16 protein-coding genes are annotated in these 17,872 nt (G+C 69.0%); 9 read left to right on the top strand and 7 right to left on the bottom strand.

Annotated features, from left to right (window positions below; all coding sequences use genetic code 11):
- Positions 1-17: 17 nt before the first annotated feature.
- Both INT51_RS04020 and INT51_RS04025 read right to left on the bottom strand, forming a co-directional pair.
- Positions 18-1,067, bottom strand: coding sequence for a hypothetical protein (locus INT51_RS04020; RefSeq protein ID WP_193103923.1), 1,050 nt, complete (start codon positions 1,065-1,067; stop codon positions 18-20).
- A 174-nt stretch (positions 1,068-1,241) separates the two neighbouring features.
- Positions 1,242-2,051 (bottom strand): endo alpha-1,4 polygalactosaminidase, encoded by an 810-nt coding sequence (locus tag INT51_RS04025; protein WP_193103924.1) that lies wholly within the window; start codon positions 2,049-2,051, stop codon positions 1,242-1,244.
- 325 nt (positions 2,052-2,376) lie between these two features.
- Here INT51_RS04025 and INT51_RS04030 point away from each other — a divergent pair, with 325 nt between their 5' ends.
- Positions 2,377-4,425 carry a GMC oxidoreductase gene (locus tag INT51_RS04030; RefSeq protein ID WP_193103925.1) on the top strand — a complete coding sequence of 683 codons (2,049 nt, stop codon included), beginning with the start codon at positions 2,377-2,379 and terminating at the stop codon, positions 4,423-4,425.
- On the opposite strand, the gene INT51_RS04035 is transcribed toward INT51_RS04030, so the two are convergent.
- Positions 4,397-5,005, bottom strand: coding sequence for a TetR/AcrR family transcriptional regulator (locus INT51_RS04035; protein ID WP_193103926.1), 609 nt, complete (start codon positions 5,003-5,005; stop codon positions 4,397-4,399). The genes INT51_RS04030 and INT51_RS04035 overlap by 29 nt on opposite strands.
- A gap of 46 nt (positions 5,006-5,051) precedes the next feature.
- Between INT51_RS04035 and INT51_RS04040 the strand changes: the two genes are divergently transcribed.
- Positions 5,052-6,059 (top strand): alpha/beta fold hydrolase, encoded by a 1,008-nt coding sequence (locus INT51_RS04040; protein ID WP_226831943.1) that lies wholly within the window; start codon positions 5,052-5,054, stop codon positions 6,057-6,059.
- Positions 6,060-6,219: 160 nt separating this feature from the next.
- A complete protein-coding gene (locus INT51_RS04045; RefSeq protein ID WP_193103927.1) occupies positions 6,220-7,797 on the top strand; it encodes a DHA2 family efflux MFS transporter permease subunit in 1,578 nt (525 codons plus the stop codon).
- Between the two features lie 92 nt (positions 7,798-7,889).
- Here INT51_RS04045 and INT51_RS04050 read toward each other — a convergent pair whose 3' ends face one another.
- Complete coding sequence (locus tag INT51_RS04050; protein ID WP_193103928.1) at positions 7,890-8,879, bottom strand: TM2 domain-containing protein; 990 nt, start codon at positions 8,877-8,879, stop codon at positions 7,890-7,892.
- Positions 8,880-9,196: 317 nt separating this feature from the next.
- On the opposite strand from INT51_RS04050, the gene INT51_RS04055 reads away from it, so the two are divergent.
- A complete protein-coding gene (locus INT51_RS04055; protein ID WP_193103929.1) occupies positions 9,197-9,799 on the top strand; it encodes a TetR/AcrR family transcriptional regulator in 603 nt (200 codons plus the stop codon).
- On the top strand, positions 9,793-10,155 hold the full coding sequence (locus INT51_RS04060; RefSeq protein WP_226831944.1) for a DoxX family protein: 363 nt from the start codon (positions 9,793-9,795) through the stop codon (positions 10,153-10,155). Before INT51_RS04055 ends, INT51_RS04060 begins: the two co-directional genes overlap by 7 nt.
- 6 nt (positions 10,156-10,161) lie before the next feature.
- On the opposite strand, the gene INT51_RS04065 is transcribed toward INT51_RS04060, so the two are convergent.
- Both INT51_RS04065 and INT51_RS04070 read right to left on the bottom strand, forming a co-directional pair.
- Positions 10,162-11,397 (bottom strand): Fic family protein, encoded by a 1,236-nt coding sequence (locus tag INT51_RS04065; RefSeq protein ID WP_226831945.1) that lies wholly within the window; start codon positions 11,395-11,397, stop codon positions 10,162-10,164.
- Between the two features lie 97 nt (positions 11,398-11,494).
- Positions 11,495-12,181, bottom strand: a complete 687-nt coding sequence (locus INT51_RS04070) for a helix-turn-helix domain-containing protein (protein ID WP_193103930.1) — start codon at positions 12,179-12,181, stop codon at positions 11,495-11,497.
- Between the two features lie 105 nt (positions 12,182-12,286).
- Here INT51_RS04070 and INT51_RS04075 point away from each other — a divergent pair, with 105 nt between their 5' ends.
- The 4 genes from INT51_RS04075 (at position 12,287) to INT51_RS04090 (ending at position 16,914) form a co-directional block, all read left to right on the top strand.
- Entirely contained in the window at positions 12,287-12,919 is a 633-nt protein-coding gene (locus tag INT51_RS04075) for a maleylpyruvate isomerase family mycothiol-dependent enzyme (protein ID WP_193103931.1), read from the top strand.
- Between the two features lie 234 nt (positions 12,920-13,153).
- Positions 13,154-15,037: a DNA helicase RecQ gene (recQ, locus tag INT51_RS04080; RefSeq protein ID WP_193103932.1), complete on the top strand. Its 1,884-nt coding sequence runs from the start codon at positions 13,154-13,156 to the stop codon at positions 15,035-15,037.
- A gap of 94 nt (positions 15,038-15,131) precedes the next feature.
- Entirely contained in the window at positions 15,132-16,226 is a 1,095-nt protein-coding gene (locus INT51_RS04085) for a hypothetical protein (protein WP_193103933.1), read from the top strand.
- Positions 16,227-16,260: 34 nt separating this feature from the next.
- Positions 16,261-16,914, top strand: coding sequence for a (deoxy)nucleoside triphosphate pyrophosphohydrolase (locus INT51_RS04090; protein ID WP_226831946.1), 654 nt, complete (start codon positions 16,261-16,263; stop codon positions 16,912-16,914).
- 21 nt (positions 16,915-16,935) lie between these two features.
- On the opposite strand, the gene INT51_RS04095 is transcribed toward INT51_RS04090, so the two are convergent.
- On the bottom strand, positions 16,936-17,760 hold the full coding sequence (locus tag INT51_RS04095; protein WP_193103934.1) for an alpha/beta fold hydrolase: 825 nt from the start codon (positions 17,758-17,760) through the stop codon (positions 16,936-16,938).
- Positions 17,761-17,872 lie beyond the last annotated feature (112 nt).

The following is a 17,872-nucleotide window of genomic DNA, read 5'->3' on the forward strand; positions in this document are numbered from 1 at the left end:
GTCGACGGCGGGCGTCATCAGAAGATGCTACCCAGACCGTCCTTGATGCCACCGGCGAGATCCCCCGCGGCGTCGGCGACCTTGTCGGCTCCGTCCGAGACCGCGTCGGAGACGTTCTCGACCCCCGCGGAGACGGCATCGGAGACTGCCTCGGAGGGATCGACACCGAACAGCTCACCGCCCATATCGATGAGGTCCATCGCGAGGCTCGCGCCGGAGAGCACCCCTCCGACGACTGCCAGTGGCGGGAACACGAGACCGGCCGCCATCAGCGCGCCGCCCGCCACGGCAAGTCCACCGGAGACCTTCCCGTACCCATCGTCGGCAGTCAGCATCTGGTGGCCGCCGAGCAGGATGTCGGCGCCGGGGACGAACTTGGCGAGGGCCCTGCTCCCCTTGCCGAGCGCCGAGAGGCCCTCCGGGCCCAGCTTCGCACCGATGTTGTCGAGGATCTTGCTGCCCTCACCGAGCTTCGCCGGGAGAGCGTCGAGCTTCTTCCCCGCCCACTCCCCCAGGTGGTTTAGGCCCGGAAGGCCAGACACGTCACCTGCAGTCTTGAACGCTTTCGAGAAGCCTTCGGAGGCGAACTTCATCGCGTTGCGCAGCTTGAGGGACTCCATGACGCGCGCATAGTCCTCGGGCCCGAGCTTGGCCGCATCCGCGAGGCGCTTCATGTCGTCGATGCCACTCATGATCGTTGTGCTTGCCTTGTACAGGCTGAATGCCTTGGACCCGATGCGGGCGACGTCCATGATCGTGTCCCAGACGCCCCCGCCGCCGTCGCCGCTCCCGTCTCCGGGTTCCGAGGTCCTGTCCTGTTCCTCGGCCTGCTGATCGAGGTCACCCTGGCGCTTCACGACGCCCTCGACGACGGAGCCGAACGAGGGCGAGACCCCGGAGGCCCACGTAGTGCGGAAGGTATCGGCGTCCCCGCCCTGCCAGATCGATTCGTCCATCACGGTGGGTTCGAGCCTCGAGCGGATCTCGTCGATACGGCGGCTGCCGTCGCGGAATCGATCCGCGAGTGTGCGCAGCGCCTCGGTGTCCGCGCCGTAGGAAATGGCCACGACTCCCCCTCAGGTGTCTCGGTGAACGAACTCACCGTAACGACAACGGGAGTCCACTGCGATGGGGAGAACTCCCCACCCCCACGCAGATGCCCGGTTGACCTGGGTCCACGCCACGGGGATGCCTCGCGGGCCCGGATTCTGAGCACCTCGGAGCCCGGCGGGCGCTGCTGTTCAGCAGGACCCGTACACATACCCTGGCTCGCCGCCGGCAACCAGGTCGCTATCGCGCAGGATCGTCAGCGGCGCTCGGTCCGGGAGGGCGCAGACCTCGGCGAAGGAGACCCCGGACTCGGCGAGACTGCCGGGGTACTCGATCTGCAGCACGTGGTCTCCGTAGACATCGGTATAGGCGGCGCATTCGTCGTACCGCCCGCACTCCTCGGTGACGGCGAAGTCGAAGCCGAGCTCGCCGTGCGCATGCTCGGCCATCTCTGCGGCGTTCTTCTGGGCGATGGCGAGCCCCGCGGAGTGAGAGAGCTCGACGTACTCGGCGGCGAGGGCGGAGGCTCCGTCCTCGTCGATGCCGTCGAAGCGGGTCCAGGTATCGAGGTTGTCGATCTCCACGGCCTCGAAGCCGGCCTCGGCGCAGCCGGAGATCACGGGGCCCAGGATCTCGAGGATGCCCTCGCGTTGCGAGGCGGCCGACGGGTCCAGAACGTACTCCTCGGGCCAGTCCGGATCGGTCACCGGGTCACCCGCGTCGTCCCGCAGAAGCAGCTCCGAGTGGTCGAGCCAGAGTTCGGCCTCGTCCGGCTGGGTCTGGAAGCCGTTGACATAACAGATGCTGTACGCGCCCGGCTGCGGGTCGGCGCTCGCATCTCGAACCACCACCGCCACGTCAGCGGCGTACGCCCCGCCGAGCTGGTAGTCGAACCCGCCCTCGTGGGGCGGGAGGGCAACAACTGCGGGACCGTCGGAAGCAGTCGTGCAGCCGCCGAGCACGAGGCAGGCCGCGAGAGCGACTCGAAGGGGACGCCTCATAGCGACGTCGGCTCAGTACCGTGCACGACATCATCACGCACAGTGTGCGGTGCCGGCCCAGCAGCGGTCATGGTCTGTATCCGTTCGTCCGAGGGGACAGCATGGACGAGCTCTCGCGCACAGCGCAGTGGCGACTAACCCGGCAGCAGATTCTCGCACCACGGTTCCCGTTCCCAGAACGCTCGCGCCAGGCACTCATCCTGCACTTCTCCGTCAAGGGAGGCCACGGCGCCTCAGCCCTTGCCGGTTCTCGCGCGACGATCGCATGCGCAGTCATCATCCGTACCACCTGCCGCCCGGACGTAACCTCACTACTCTGACTGCCATGAACCGTCCCCACGTGGCAGGCCTGCCACTCTCCGCCGCCAGGGCTGAAGGCGCCATGCCATCCGCCCTGCGTTCCAGACTCTCCCGCGCTCTCGATCCGACTCTCGTCACCCCGGCGCTCCTCGACAGCCTTGTCTCGCGGCTCCAGTCGATCGACGCGACGTCCCCTGTCAGCTGGATCGACACCATCATGGGAACCACCGCCGGCGATCCAACCTCCGAGCAGGCGCTGCGCTCGATCGTCGGCGATCTGCTCTACGAGCGAGGCCTTGCCCCGCACACCGTCGGCCCCACCCTCGCTCCGCACGTCGACGCCTGGTCCCCGCCGTCCCCGGAGCACGTCGCACCGCTGCTGCTGGATCACGCCGCCTTCGCCGCGCCCGAATCGATCGCCGAGCAGTATGACGCGATCGTGATCGGCTCCGGAGCCGGCGGAGGTATCGCCGCGCAGACCCTGGCCGAGTCCGGTCGACGCGTGCTCGTCGTCGAGCGCGGCGACCTCCCGGGCCGTCGCGATCTGCTCGCCGACCATCTGCGCTCGCCCCGCGCGGGCCTGGGCCTGTTCCCGCATTCCGGCCCCGGTCCCGACGCCGAGCCCCGCGAGGTGCGGATCGGAGACGCTGCGCTGCGCGACGTCACCGCCGGCGATGGCCTGTGGGGCAACAACGCGATGACCATCGGCGGCGGCACCCGCGTCTACGGGGCGCAGGCCTGGAGGTTCGGCCCCACGGATTTCGCCATGGCCAGCACCTACGGGGTGCCCGACGGCAGCTCGCTCGCGGACTGGCCGATCAGCTACGAGGAGCTCGAGCCGTACTACACGCGCGTCGAGTCCCTGCTCGGGGTCAGCGGTGGCCCGTCGACGGATCCCTGGGACGGCCCGCGCAGCGCGCAGCTGCCGATGGGTCCGCTGGCCCGCTCCCCGCTGGGCCAGCTGCTCGGCGCCGCGGCCACGCGGCTGGGATGGGGAACCCAACCGGTGCCGCTGCTGATCAACACCCGCCAGTACGCCGGACGCCCCGCATGCATCCGCTGCTCGCAATGCGTGGGACTGGATTGCCCCGTCGGCGCCCGCGCCGGCAGCCACAACACCACCCTCCCGGCGGCTCTCGCCACCGGCAACACCACCCTGCTGGCCGCTGCGCAGGCCTTCCGGATCCAGGTCGGAGCGAACGGACGCGCTCGCGCGGTCGAGCTGGTCGGTGAGGTGGGCGGCACGATCTGGCGACGCACCGTCCGCGCCGACCTGGTGGTGCTCGCGGCGGGGACCATCGAGAGCGCGCGCCTGCTGCTGGACAGCGCGAGCGACACGCATCCACAGGGCCTCGGCAACGACACGGACCAGGTGGGACGACACCTTCAGGGCCACGCCTACGGCGGTGCCACGGCGCTGTTCGAGGACGAGGTCGTCGATCTCCACGGTCCTGGCCCGGACGTCTCCACCGCGGACTTCCGCCACGGCAACGACGGCATCGTCGGCGGCGGGATCCTGGCCGACGAGTTCGTACCCACCCCCGCCGGGAGCCAGCGGTACCTGCGCGAGGCGGGGCTGGTCGCTCCGGACTCCCCGGTCGGCTCCTCCGTCATGGAACGGGCGATGCTTCGGCTCGGACGCGTGGTCGGGCCCATCCAGGAGGTCACCACGAGCAGTTCACGGGTCGAGGTGGACCGGGGCCGGCGAGATCGCTTCGGGCGGGCGATCGTGCGACTCTCCGGCAGTCTCCACCCCGAGGACCTGCGCGGGAGGGACCTGCTCTCCGCCCGGGCCGCCGACTGGCTGCGGGAGGCAGGCGCGCGCGAGGTGCGCGCGATGGGCCCCATGCGTCTGCCGACCCCGCCCAACGGCGGCCAGCACCAGGCCGGGACCTGCCGCATGGGCACCGACGCGGTGTCGTCGGTCGTCGGGCCCGATGGGCGGGTGTGGGGGCACGAGAACATCGTGGTCGCCGACGGCTCCACCCACGTCACCAACGGCGGCGCGAACCCCGTGCTGACGATCTACGCGAACGCCCTGCGGATCAGCGAAGGGCTTGTTCGAGCGGGCTGAGAACGGTCATCTCCAGCGCGGCGGCAAGGTCCGCGGCGGCGGCTGAGGTGTCGAAGGTCGGGTCGGCCAGCTGCTCGCGCACGATCCCATCGATCGCGCCCCCGGTGATCACGGCCGCGGTCCGGAGATCCTGGCCGGTGGGCAGACCGCGGGCTGCGCGCGCTTCGTCGAGCAGCTCTGCCAGCGCCTCCTGTCGTCCACGGGAGTCTCCGGGCTCCTCCAGGTGGACGAGGGCCTCGGAGATCATGCGCGTGTGCCGCGGATGGTCGCGGAAGTAGCCGACCGTCGCGGTCACGTAGACGAGCGGCCTGTCGGCCGGGGCCGCCGGCTCGAGCGCCGCGGTGAGGACCGAGACCATCGATGCCAGCACGTGCTGGTAGGCGGCGCCGACGAGTTCGACCACCGACGGGTAGTGGTGCAGGACGCTCGCCTTGCTCAGGCCCGCCGCTGCGGCGATGCGCCCCAGCGTGGCCGCTGCGTAGCCCTGATCGGAGACCAGGTCGATGGTGACGTCGATCAGCTGCTCACGGCGCGGTGCGGGGGCACCAGCTGGGCGCCCTGGGCCTCGTCTGCTTGACATGACCGCCAATATACCGCATGGTCGATTAAGAGAATCGACCGATCGGATGATTGGAAACACCATGGTCCACCACACGACTGCCCGCCGACAGCGTCGGTCCGGCCTCCTCCTGACCACCGGCCTGCTGTGCGGCGCCGCCCTGACAGCGGCGCTGCGTTCCCGCAACCCGGCGCCGGTGGGGTACTGGCGCTCCGCGACGGGCCGCTCCAGCTACCTCGAGGCCTACGACGAAGCGTTCGCCGACTTTCCCGATCCCGCCGAGACGCTGGATGTACGCACCGGTCATGGAGTGGTCCGCGTGTACCGATTCACCGGCCGAGGCGAGTCGGAGCACCCCTTGCTGCTCCTGCCCGGAACCACATCGGGCTCTCCCGTCTGGACCGGCAACATGCCCTCACTGCTGGAGGTCGGCGATGTCTACACCCTCGACCTGCTCGGGGAGCCGGGTCGCAGTATCCAGGACCGACCGATCACGGAGGCCGCACACAAGGCCTCATGGCTCGATGAGGTCCTCGCCGCCCTCCCCGAGGAGAGGTTCCATCTCATCGGCATGTCGCTCGGCGGGTGGACCGCGATCAACCTGGCCCTCCATGAGGATGCACGCGTCGCGAGCGTGGTCGCCCTCGAGGCGGTGCTCTGCTTCGCCGACATCCCGTGGAGCACCCTCCTCCGCTCAGCCCCCGCCGTCCTGCCCTGGCTGCCCAGCTCCTGGCGCGACTCCTTCACCTCCTACACCGCTGGCGGGGCCCCGGTCGAGGACGTGCCGGTGGCTCGCATGATCGAAGCGGGGATGCATCACTTCCGGATGGCCTCGGCCCCGACCGCACGGATCACCCCCGAGAACCTCGGTGGGCTCGACGCCCCGCTCCTCGCGATCATCGCCGGTCGATCAGTGATTCATGACGCACAGGAAGCCGCCGACACCGCGCGAGCCGCTCTCCCCGACGCACGGGTGGAGGTATTCGCCGATGCTTCACACGCGGTCTCCGGCGAGTATCCCGACGAGATCGCTGCCCTGGTCGCAGACTTCGTCGCCGACGTCGAAGGCCGATGACCCCGGTTCGCACACGACTGCCGCCCGCACCTGACTGGTACTGCGTCGCCCCCGAGCACCTCATGCTCCTGCCCGGTGGACGCCGGCAGACCCGACAGGCGTAGATTTCGCTCTGTGCTCCACCACGGGGCGTCATCTGCTGCGCACCGAAGGCTTCTGCATGTCCACCACCGACCAGACCCCCGCCGTTCCCGGCGCCGGGGAGCCCGCTCACGACCCTCGCCTGGATCGGCCCTGGCCGGCTCTGTGGTCGATCGTCCTGGGGTTCTTCATGATTCTCGTGGACACGACCATCGTCACCGTCGCCATCCCCCGCATGCAGGCGGACCTCGGCACCGACCTGGCATCTCTGCTGTGGGTCACCAGTGCCTACCTGCTCGCCTATGCAGTGCCGCTGCTGATCACCGGACGCCTGGGTGACCGTTTCGGTATGAAGACCATGTACATGGCGGGCCTGGCGGTCTTCACGGCCTCGAGCCTGTGGTGCGGGCTGGCTGGCAGCGTCGAGATGCTCATCATCGCCCGCATCGTGCAGGGACTGGGCGCGGGCATGATGACTCCGCAGACCATGTCGATGATCACGCGCATGTTCGCACCGAAGGATCGCGGCCAGGCGATGGCCCTGTGGGGCGCGACCGCCGGGGTGGCCACTCTCGTGGGCCCGATCGCCGGCGGCCTGCTCGTGGACGGCCCCGGGTGGGAGTGGATCTTCTTCGTGAACATCCCCGTCGGCGTGATCGGCCTGGCATTGGCCTGGAAGAACGTGCCCCGGTTCTCCCGGCGCGCCCACTCCTTCGACTGGCTGGGGGTGATGCTCTCGGCCGTGGGCCTTTTCCTGCTGGTGTTCGGAATCCAGGAGGGCAACACCTACAACTGGGGCACGGTCACCGACTCGCTCCAGATCGGCCCGATCGACACCCACGTGCCGATCAGTGTGCCTGGCCTGATCATCGCCGGAGCACTCATCTTGAGTGCCTTCGTGGTGTGGCAGGCGAAGAACCGGCGCGAGCCGCTGGTGCCGCTGTCGCTGTTCCGCGACCGCAATTTCTCGGTGGCGAACATCGCGATCGCGATGATGGGCGCGACCGTGATGGCTCTGTCCTTCCCGATCACCCTGTACTTCCAGAGGGTCCTGAGCATGTCCCCCACCCAGGCGGCGCTGATGACAGTGCCGATGGCGCTGGTCTCCCTGGGCCTTGCCCCGCTCGTCGGGAAGTGGATGGTCACATACAACCCGCGCTGGATGGCCGTGGGCGGCTTCGTCTCGCTCGCGACCGGCCTGTTCTGGCTCAGCCGCCTCATGATGCCGGACGCGTCGATCGTGCTGCTCCTGCTGCCTTTCGTGCTGGTGGGCCTGGGCAATGCGCTGATCTGGGGGCCACTGTCGCTGACGGCGACGCGCAATCTCCCGCCGTCCCGGGCCGGCGCCGGATCCGGGGTGTACAACGAGACACGCCAGATCGGATCCGTGCTCGGCTCCGCCGCGATCGCGACGATCATGAACGACCGCATCGCCGCGCGGATCTCCGAGACGATCCACGAAGCGCCGGGCCCGATGGTGGGGTTCGGGGGTGAGCGCAGTGCGCCGGCGGACCTGCCCGAGATCCTCCACGCCCCCTTCGCCGTGGCCATGGCCGATGCGATGCTGCTGCCGGTACTGCTGTCCCTGGTCGGCGTCATCGCCGCCTTCTTCATCGGCAAGCCGGTGGACTCCGGGGCGTGGGCGAAGGACGCCTGAGAACGAAAGGACGGGGCCGCAGCACGATGCCGCAGCCCCGCCCTCATCGGATGACCGGCGGGGTCACTCGATTTCTCATCCGCCGTCGCTGATCAGGGAAGAGCGACCTCTATGGGGTCGTCGAAGGAGAGCCACGCCTGGTAGGACAGCGTGGTCACCTCTGTGCCCTCGGGGATGTCGTACACGACCACTCCCTGGAATGTGTTGCCCGGGTTGATGGTCTCGAACACCGCGTACTGGTCGGGGTAGGCCATGACCCCGTCGGTCGACTCGGCGAACTCGGTACCGTCGGCCCCGAGGAGCATCATCTCGCTCGACGTGAGATCGATTGCCTCATCGGAGTTGTTGGTGAAGGTGTAGCCGACCACGACGTACTCGCCCTGGGCATCGGAGGCGAGGTACTGGTCTCCGATCTGCGACGTGCGCTCAACTTCGGTGATCTCCAGACCGAGCTCAGACTCTTCCACGGGTGCTTCCTCCTTCGGAGCCTCGTCCGCAGGAGCCTCTGCGGGTTCCTCCTCGACCGCGTCGTCAGCGGGAGCTTCGTCGCCGACAGCGCTCTCGGCGTCCTTTTCCCCATCGGCCGGCGCCGCGGCGACGACCTCTTCGGGCACGGGCGCCGCCGAGTCGACACCGACGGTCGCCCCATTGACAATGGCCACGATCAGGCCGAGCAGCAGGACGATCGGCGTGACGATGAACGCGACCTTCTTGTGCTTGTCATAGCCAGCGAGCCGCTGGCCCGACTTGTCCCGGCCTCCGGTGAATACGATGAGGAGAAGGTCCACGAGAGTCCAGATACCGGCGCCGCCGCAGGTGATCAGCTTGAGAATGCCCAGGCCGATAAAGCCTCGATAGAAGCGGTCCACGCCGAGGAACCCGAGGAACATCGCGAGCAGCCACGCCACGACGAAGTCCTTCTGCGGGGCCGTCGGAGCTCCGTATCCGGGCATCATGCCCGGGCCTCCCGGCATGGACTGCTGCTGCGGGGCCCCGTAGGGCTGCCCCTGGCCCGGGGTGAACTGGCCGTCGCCGGGCTGAGGAGGAAGATCGCCGGAGGGCGGCGGGAGAGAGGAAGACATGGTGCTCCTTCAGGATTTTTGCGCGCGAATGCGCCTGACCAGCGAAAAAGGGCGGGATCAGCGGGTCGTTCCGAAGCGCACAGGATCTTGCCGCGCCGATCTGATGGAAGATTAAGCTATCCGTCAGACAGTCGACGCCACCTGTCCGGAAAAACGGCGAACTGCCCTCCATGGATCTTGATCCACCAGGCGTTTCACACCACGCGAGGGCTTCTTAGTGCCGGACATCACGTCCGCACCCAGGGGCCCGGAGTACAGGACCCCCTGCTACGCTGAACGCGTTCACTGAACCTGTTCACCCGAGAGGGGTGCCCACGATGAGTCGCGAAGAACTCCGTCGTGCCACACAGTCCCGGGTCCTCGCCGCAGCGGATCGACTCTTCACCGAGCAGGGATTCGCGGTCACCACCATCCGCGATATCGCCACCGAGGGCGGCGTCAGCGTCGGCACCGTGATCGCCGTCGGAGACAAGGACGCCTTGCTGGTCCGGGTTTTCGACGGCCTAATCGCGGCCCACCAGCACCAAGGCTCTTCAGCTCCTGCAGCGCCGACGCCATCGGAAACTGCTGCGGATCACGCGCAGCAGATCCTCGCCCTCGTGGACCCCTTCATCCAGCTGTTCACCGAGCGCGCCGAGCTCGCGCGCGCCTACGCCGCGATCCTGGTCCGGGCGCGCCATTCGTCCACGCTGTTCACCCAGCTTGCGGGGGAGCTCATCGACGAGATCGAGCAGGTTCTCCTGCGTAGCGGAGTCCGCAGCGCCGACGACGCCGCCCCCGCCGCCCGGTCGATCTACTTCGCCTACGTCGGCGTGCTGTTCAGCTGGGCCGCCCGTGCAGACGCCGAGCCGCACGAGCTCCCCGAGACGTTGCTGCCCGTGTTCGCCGCCTTCTTCCACACCCCGGAGCCCTCATGCTGATCCTCGACCCCACCCTATGGTGGCCCCTGGCCCTGCTGGCCCTGGCTCTGTCCGTCGATGCCGCGCTGTCCCTGCGCCCGCCCGCCTTCATCCGCGACTGCCTGGACGGCGTCCGATTCCCGCGACAGTGGTGGTGGGTGCTGATCGTCGTCAAGACGCTCGCGGCCGCGGGCCTGCTCGTCGGCATCTGGGTGCCCGGCGTCGCCGTCGCCGCGAACGTGGGGGTGGTGGCCTACTTCGGCTGTGCGGTGGTGGCACACCTGCGTGCCCGATTCTTCGGCTCGGCGTTCTGGGTCAACTGCCTGGGGATGCTGGCGCTGTCGCTCGCGGTGCTGCTGGTGACGCTCGCCGTCTGAACGACTTCAGACGGTCCGCCGGTGCATCCGTGCCCGGATCCGCCGGTCGAGGTCCTCGAGCTCATCGACGACGTCCGCCACGACCCAGATCCGATCGCGCTTGCGTCCGGTGACCTCACGGAGGATCTCGAACGTCTCGAGCCTCTCCAGCGCGGTGTAGGCCGCCGAGGTCGACCCGCCGCTGAGCTCGACTGCTTCCTCGGCGGTGAGCGTCGGATGCTCGAAGAGCGCGTCCAGCAGATGTGAGGTCGCCGAGCCCCGTCGGCCGCCCGCTTCCTCCCGCCATAACTCCGGCATGGCCCGGAGCCGCACGAAGGACGTGACCGACTCGTCTGCCGCAGCGGATGCCGTCCGGCACAGCACATCGAAAAGGGGGCCGACGTCCCCCTCGCGATAACTGCCGAGCGCTGCGAAGTACTGGTCCCTCACCGCATACAGACCACTCGCCACGGGCACTGCGGCATTCGAGGTTGCCCCGCGGCGTTGGAGTACCGCACCGATCAACGCCCGCCCGATGCGGCCGTTCCCGTCCGTGAACGGGTGGATGGACTCGAATTGGGCATGGGCGACGGTCGCCTGCACGAGCAGCGGCACGTCGTCTCGATTCACGAACTCCTCGAGATCCTCGAGGAGCCCCTTCACGAGGCCGGGCGGCGGCGGTACGAACAGCGCGTCGCGCGGCGAGAACGCGCTTCCGCCGATCCAGTTCTGGTCCTCGCGAACTGTTCCTGCCCACTGCCTGTCGCCCAGGTGCTCGTCGTTCTCCATCAGGCGACGATGTGCGGTACGCAGATTCTCCAGGGTGATGACGCGATCCGCGCCGACGGTGCGCAGAAGGTCCTGCAAGGACCGCGACGCCGCGACCATGCTCAGCGCGCTCGCGTTCGCCCGGCTTCCCGCGATTGCTCGCGCGAGATCCTCGCCGCTCGCCTCCAGGTGCTCGATGCGCGAGGAGGCCACCGACTCGCTGCGGATCATGAAACGCGCCAAGGCCGACGACCCGGGGCCGGCCGCGCCGTCCGCACGGGCGATCCTCTGCACGGCCTCCTCCCCCTGCGCGGCCATCTCGGCGCTCAACCCCACCGTCGACGCGGCGATCTGCGGAGGGATCTGCGTGGTGACGGCGTCCATCATCCGATCCGCTCGGGTACCGGCACGAGCCTTCTGCCGCCAGGGGCGGACCTCTGCATGATGGGGCGGAATTCGCCCAGGATCCGACGGTGACTGCACGTCATTGATCATCACGCACCTCCTCGAAGCGGGAACACGACTCTCGCTATTCCAGGTTACTCAGCTTACCTGGAATAGTGGACGAGGTGTTCCCACTTACGGGTGACGGTCAGTGCGTGAGTGCGGTCCCCTCGAGGAGGGCATCGACGGCCGCATCGCTGCCGGCCATCTCGAGCTCCGAGAGATCGCCGGGCGCGACGCCGGCGAGGATGCAGGCCTTCCAGTCGGCGGTCGTCGCGGCCACCCGGGCATCAGCGGGGCCGGGGGCCGGGTTGGCTGGGTCACGCACGATCGTCGTCCCCTCAGCGCTGATCCGTGCGGCGTAGACGACCGGCTCCGACTCCTCGAGCCGGGAGTCGAGCAGGGATAGGGCCACCGTGATCGGCACCGTCGCACTCGCCACCGGGCGGGCATGGGCGCGCATGGCCAGGACCAGGGTATCGGGACTCATGTCCGCCTCCCAGGGGAGCTGCGGGGAATCGACAGCCCATCGCGAGAGCGCGGTGTTCACCGCCTCGAGGCGCGAGCCCCACGGGGTGAGCTCGTAGACGTCCACACGGGCCGGTGCCGGCAGCGTGCGACGCACCGCGATACCGCGGGACTCGAGCTCCTGCAGACGTCGCGACAGCACCCCGGGACTGATGCCGAGGACGTCCCGCTGCAGGTCAGCAAATCTCTTGGGGCCCAATAGGAGCTCGCGCACCACGATCAAGGTCCAACGCTCGCCGAGGAGGTCGAGCGCGTGGGCGGAGGCGTACCCATCGTTGTACGAACCATAGGACCGTCGAATGCTCATGCCTCCATACTACGACCATGACTACTTGACCACTACTACGCACTACTCTTATAGTAGCACTCACCACCAGGGCATGACGAAGCGAGAGTCTGTGAGGGTCCAGCGATGACGTTGCCCACCGCCGAGGTCTGGAACCTCGTCCACGCCGAAAGGCGACACCTGGTGCACGATCTCGCACCCCTGCGGGGCGCGGACTGGAACACGGCATCGCTGTGCAAGAACTGGACGGTCCACGACGTGCTCGCCCACCTCGTCGACACCGCACACATGAGCCGCCTCGCCTTCGTGGCGAGCATGGTCCGCGCCCGGGGCGACTTCCACCGCGCCAACGAGGCGGGCGTGCACCACCGCCGGCGCCAGGACCCGCTGCAGACCCTCGCGGACCTCCACGAGGCGAGCTCGCTGACCCGGACACCACCGGCGCATCGCGCCACCCGTCTGGTCGAGGCGATCGTCCACGGCGAGGACATCCGTCGGCCCCTGGGACTCCCGGGCGAGTACCCGCGCGCCGCGGTGCAGGCGGCGCTCGACCACCAGCTGCGCACCCCACTCTCCTTCGACGGCGGTCGTGAGCGGGCCGCGGGACTGCGCCTGGTCGACGTGGACGACGGGACGTCCTGGGGCGAGGGACCGGAGGTGCAGGGCGCGTCGATCGATCTGCTGCTGGCCGTCTCGGGCCGCTCGCTCGCGCCGCAGCTGCTGTCCGGACTCGGAGCAGCGGATCTGACATCCCGCTGAGACCGGAAGCTCGCCGACACCCGAGGTGAGGAGCGCCGCACCATGGCGCAAGGAGACGACGCAGCTGTGGGCTCTGGCGCACGACGGGCGCGCCTGACCGCCCTCACTCTGGTGGCCGAGTTCCGGGCCGTGCCTCGATGAGCTCGAGGGGTTGTGCCGGGGCGCCCTCCGGCGCCGTCCACATCACCTAGCTCGAGTCGCCGCCCTTCGGCGGCCGCGCCTACAGTGGCGACCATGACCTCTCCGCACCCCGTTGCCCCGCCGACCGCCGAGCCCCACGGCCCCGCGAACGCGGCCCTCGAGGTGCTCTCGACCGTCTTCGGCTACGACTCCTTCCGCGGTGACCAGGCCGCGATCATCGAGCAGATCGCCTCCGGCGGGGACGCCGTGGTGCTCATGCCCACCGGCGGCGGCAAGTCGCTGTGCTACCAGATCCCGGCCCTGCTGCGGCAGGGCACCGGCGTCGTGGTCTCCCCGCTGATCGCGCTGATGTCGGACCAGGTCGCGGCGCTGGAGGCCGTCGGCATCCGGGCCGCGTTCCTGAACTCCACGCTGGAGCGGCACGAGGCGCAGGCCGTCGAGCAGCAGCTGCTCGCCGGCGAGATCGATCTGCTGTACATGGCTCCGGAACGTCTCGTGCTCCCCCGCACGATCGATCTCCTGCATCGCGCCGAGCTCTCCCTGTTCGCGATCGATGAGGCCCACTGCGTCTCCCAGTGGGGCCACGACTTCCGCCCGGATTACATGGGCCTGTCGGTGCTGGCGGACGCCTTCCCCACCGTCCCCCGGGTCGCGCTGACCGCTACGGCGACCGAGGCCACCCACCAGGAGCTCACCGAGCGGCTGCGGATGGAGGAGGCGAAACATTTCGTCTCCAGCTTCGACCGCCCCAACATCCAGTACCGGATCGAGCCGAAGGCCACCCCGCGCGAGCAGCTGCTGCGCCTGATCAGCGCCGAGCACGAGGGCGAGTCCGGCATCGTGTACTGCCTCTCCCGCAAGAGCGTGGAGACGACTGCGAAATGGCTCTCGGACCGCGGGATCCCCGCGCTGCCGTACCACGCAGGCCTCGACGCTCGCGTGCGCCAGGACCACCAGGAGAGGTTCCTGCGCGCGGACGGTCTGATCATCGTCGCGACCATCGCCTTCGGCATGGGCATCGACAAGCCCGACGTGCGGTTCGTCGCCCACCTCGACCTGCCGAAGTCCATCGAGGGCTACTACCAGGAGACCGGGCGCGCCGGCCGCGACGGTCAGCCGGCCACCGCGTGGATGGCCTACGGCCTCGGTGACGTGGTCAGCCAGCGCAAGTTCATCGACTCCGGGGAGGGCAACGAGCAGTTCAAGCGCAACGCACGCTCCCACCTCGAGGCAATGCTCGCCCTGTGCGAGACGGTCTCCTGCCGCCGGGTGCAGCTGCTGCGGTACTTCGGCCAGGACATGGGTTCCACGGCGTGCGGGAACTGCGACATCTGCCTGAACCCGCCGCAGACCTGGGACGCGACCGTCGCCGCGCAGAAGGTGCTCTCGGCGCTGATCCGCCTGGATCGCGAACGGGGCCAGAAGTTCGGCTCCGGCCAGATCATCGAAGTGCTGCTGGGCCGCGAGAACGACCGCTCACGCCAGTCCCGCCACGAGGAGCTCAGCGTGTGGGGCATCGGCAGCGATCTCAGCGAGAAGGAGTGGCGCTCCGCGCTGCGGCAACTGCTGGCCCGCGGCATCGTCGACGCCGAGGGCGACTACGGCGTGCTCGTGCCCGGTGCCCAGGCCGGGCCGGTGCTGCGCAGCGAGGCCGCCGTCGAGCTCGCCGTGGACCGGACCCCTGCCAAGCCCTCGCGGTCGCGCTCCGTCCGCGGCGGAGGCGCCTCCCGCGCGGCCGACGGTCTCGAGATCGCCGAGCGTGAGAGGTTCGAGGCCCTGCGCGAGTGGCGCACCTCGGTCGCCACGGAGAAGCAGATTCCCCCGTACATGGTGTTCTCCGATGCCACGCTGGTCGCGATCGTCCAGACCAGGCCCGCCTCGGTCGGTGCGCTCAGCGGCGTCAGCGGCGTGGGCGCGAAGAAGCTCGCGGAGTACGGCGAGGGCGTGCTGGCGGCACTCGGGGGATCCGCCGCCTGAGATCCCCCGGTCTCGATCCTGCATCGACCGCCGGTCCCGTGGACAGATCCGGATATTCTGGACGCATCCGTCAAAGATCACTCAGGAGCACCAGTTGTCGCAGCAGTTCGCCCCCATGCCCGATTACGGCGGCTCGATGCCGACACCTCCGCTCCAGACGCCCCCGAAGAAGAAGCGCACCGGCCTGATCATCGGTCTGATCGCCGGCGGCGTATTCGTACTGCTCGCGGTGCTGGTGGTGATCGCCCTGGTCATCTTCCTGGCGGTGCGCAACGGCGGCTCGGTCGCGGGCCCCTCCCCCGAAGAGAAGATGACGGCCGTGGTCACCGACTATATGGACGCGCTGGCCGCGGGTGACGGGGCCGGCGCCCTCGAGATCGAACAGCCGGAGCTCGAGTCCGCCTCCGCACAGCTCCCCGATGACGCGTACGCCGCCGCCCTCGAAGCGGCACCGGTCGTCGTCACCGCGATCGCCGAGCCCGTCTACGACTCCGCCGATGAGAGCGAAGGTGCGGTCAGCGTTGACTACACCGTGGGCGGCGAGCCCATGCAGCACGAATTCACGCTGTTCAACTATTCCGACGACGACACCTGGTCGCTGATCGGACTGGGTGCCACAGCCAACGTGCCCGAGTCGCTGTCCGGCCTCGGCGTGACCATCAACGGCGCTGCGGTGGAGGACGAACAGCAGGTCTACCTCCTCCCGGGCGCCTACACCGTGGCAACGGAGCTCGAGAACTTCGCGCTGTCCAGCGAGGAGCCCTTGCTGGTCGCCAACGGCGAGGAGAGCCTCTCGTTCCCGGACCCGGTCCTGTCCGAGGACGGCCAGAACACGTTCCGCGGCGCTGTCCAGGAGGCCGTCGACGACTGCATCGCCCAGACCACCCTCGAGGCCGGATGCGGGATGCAGTCCGTTCCCGCGGAGTCCTCCGACGGCTGGACTGTCACGGAGGACACCGTGAAGCGGACGATGTCCGAGGACACCCAGCGCACCATCGACACCATGGAGGGCACCCCCAGTTACGACGAGCCCACCTACGTCGAAGGGGACTCGATCGGCTCCCTGGACACCACCATGGAGTGCACCAAGAACGGGCAGAACGGCATCTGCGAGATTTGGCTCGGCGGCGGCATGAGCATCCCGAACGTGGACATGGCCGATCCTGAGCTGCCGGTGACCTGGAGCTGAACCGCCTGTCCGACCCGTGACGGACACTGGTCCCATGATGATCCGAGCCGAGGCCGAGGAGCACGTGCCAGCGACCGAGTGGGTGCGCGGCACCTGCGCGCGCTGTGGAAGCCAGGACGTGCTGCACCACGTCCTCGGCATGCCGCTGGCGGAGTCGATGCAGTCGTCGCCACCATGGGTGCGATGGGAGGGCTGCACAGGCCTCGGCCCCGACCGAGAATGCCGTCGCTGCGAATACGCCTGGTGGTCCGACGACGTCGGCTTCGCCGCGGCGCCCGCTCCCCTGCGCGTCGTGGGCGCGGTCATCGTGCGCGAGAAGCAGATCCTCACCGCCCGGCGCCGCCCCGGGAAGAGCTCCGGCGGTCTCTGGGAGTTCCCCGGCGGCAAGATCGAGCTCGGCGAATCCCCGCAGCAGGCACTCGCCCGGGAGCTGCAGGAGGAGCTGGGCGTCGAGGTGACCGTCGGCCGACTGATCGGCCGCGGGCAGGCCCGGGCCGGTGACCGCGTCCTTCACCTGGATTGCTATTGGGCCCGCCTGGACGCCTCGGGCCCCGTCTCCAGCACGGACCACGACCAGCTGGAATGGGTGGGCCGGGAACACCTCGCCGACCGGGAATGGGCCGAGGCCGACGTCCCGGTCCTGGAGGAGATCCTGGGCGGCGCCGAGCCGATCTTCGACCTCGGCTGACGCCGCCCCTGCGATGCGCGGTCAGCGCCCGAGGAACTTCAGCAGGGCCGTGTTGAACTCCTCGGGGTGACTGGCGTTGATGCCGTGCGGTCCTCCGGGGATCACCACCAGCTGGCTGCCGGGAACGGACTCGTGGGTCCGTTTGCCGGACCCCTCGAACGGCACGGTGCCGTCGGAGTCGCCGTGGATCACCAGCAGCGGCACGTCGATGGCCGTCAGATCCGCGCGGAAGTCGGTCGTGGCGAAGGACTCCATGCATCCCAGCGCCGCCGCCTGATCGCTCTGCTGCGACAGGCGCACGGCGTCGTCGACCTCTGCCTGGTCCACTGCGAGCTGGTCACCCGCGGTGAAGAAACCGGCCGCGAACTCGGGGAAGAAGGCGTCGCGGTCCTGGTCGAGCCCGGCGCGCATCTCGGCGGCGGCGTCACGGGTCAGGGGGCCGTCGGGGTTGTCGTCGGCCTGCAGGAGATACGGTGGCACCGCAGCGGCCAGCACGATGTCGCGCACGCCGCGTGAGCCTTGGGTGCCGAGGTGACGCACCACCTCACCACCGCCCATGGAGAAGCCCACCAGGGTCACGTCCTGCAGGTCCAACTGGGTCAGCACGGTCGCTAGATCGGCGGCCAGGGTGTCGTAGTCGAAGCCGCCCTGGGGCTTGTCCGAGCGGCCGAACCCACGACGGTCATAGGTGATCACCCGATACCCGTTCTCCTGGAGGACGCCCGTCTGGTGGGCCCAGGACTCGCCCGACAGCGGCCAGCCGTGGATCAGGACCACCGGATGGCCGGTACCCTCGCTGTCCTCGACGTGCAGTGTGACTCCGTCATGCGTGGTGACGTCAGACATCGCGCTTCCTCTCCTCGGTGGTACCCCGGACGCTACGAAGCCAGCGCCCGCTTCGCAAGCCTCGTGTGCCGACGAGCTTCTGCTCGAGCCCGGGCGCATCTCGGCGGCAGCG

The sequence above is a fragment of the Brachybacterium sp. FME24 genome (assembly GCF_014897705.1).
Lineage (GTDB): Bacteria > Actinomycetota > Actinomycetes > Actinomycetales > Dermabacteraceae > Brachybacterium.

Coding starts and splice junctions, on each gene's coding strand:
- INT51_RS04025 (WP_193103924.1), bottom strand. CDS start 2,051: ATGAGGCGTCCCCTTCGAGTCGCTCTCGCGGCCTGCCTCGTGCTCGGC.
- INT51_RS04030 (WP_193103925.1), top strand. CDS start 2,377: ATGAACCGTCCCCACGTGGCAGGCCTGCCACTCTCCGCCGCCAGGGCT.
- INT51_RS04035 (WP_193103926.1), bottom strand. CDS start 5,005: ATGTCAAGCAGACGAGGCCCAGGGCGCCCAGCTGGTGCCCCCGCACCG.
- INT51_RS04040 (WP_226831943.1), top strand. CDS start 5,052: ATGATTGGAAACACCATGGTCCACCACACGACTGCCCGCCGACAGCGT.
- INT51_RS04045 (WP_193103927.1), top strand. CDS start 6,220: ATGTCCACCACCGACCAGACCCCCGCCGTTCCCGGCGCCGGGGAGCCC.
- INT51_RS04050 (WP_193103928.1), bottom strand. CDS start 8,879: ATGTCTTCCTCTCTCCCGCCGCCCTCCGGCGATCTTCCTCCTCAGCCC.
- INT51_RS04055 (WP_193103929.1), top strand. CDS start 9,197: ATGAGTCGCGAAGAACTCCGTCGTGCCACACAGTCCCGGGTCCTCGCC.
- INT51_RS04060 (WP_226831944.1), top strand. CDS start 9,793: ATGCTGATCCTCGACCCCACCCTATGGTGGCCCCTGGCCCTGCTGGCC.
- INT51_RS04065 (WP_226831945.1), bottom strand. CDS start 11,397: ATGATCAATGACGTGCAGTCACCGTCGGATCCTGGGCGAATTCCGCCC.
- INT51_RS04070 (WP_193103930.1), bottom strand. CDS start 12,181: ATGAGCATTCGACGGTCCTATGGTTCGTACAACGATGGGTACGCCTCC.
- INT51_RS04075 (WP_193103931.1), top strand. CDS start 12,287: ATGACGTTGCCCACCGCCGAGGTCTGGAACCTCGTCCACGCCGAAAGG.
- recQ (WP_193103932.1), top strand. CDS start 13,154: ATGACCTCTCCGCACCCCGTTGCCCCGCCGACCGCCGAGCCCCACGGC.
- INT51_RS04090 (WP_226831946.1), top strand. CDS start 16,261: ATGATGATCCGAGCCGAGGCCGAGGAGCACGTGCCAGCGACCGAGTGG.
- INT51_RS04095 (WP_193103934.1), bottom strand. CDS start 17,760: ATGTCTGACGTCACCACGCATGACGGAGTCACACTGCACGTCGAGGAC.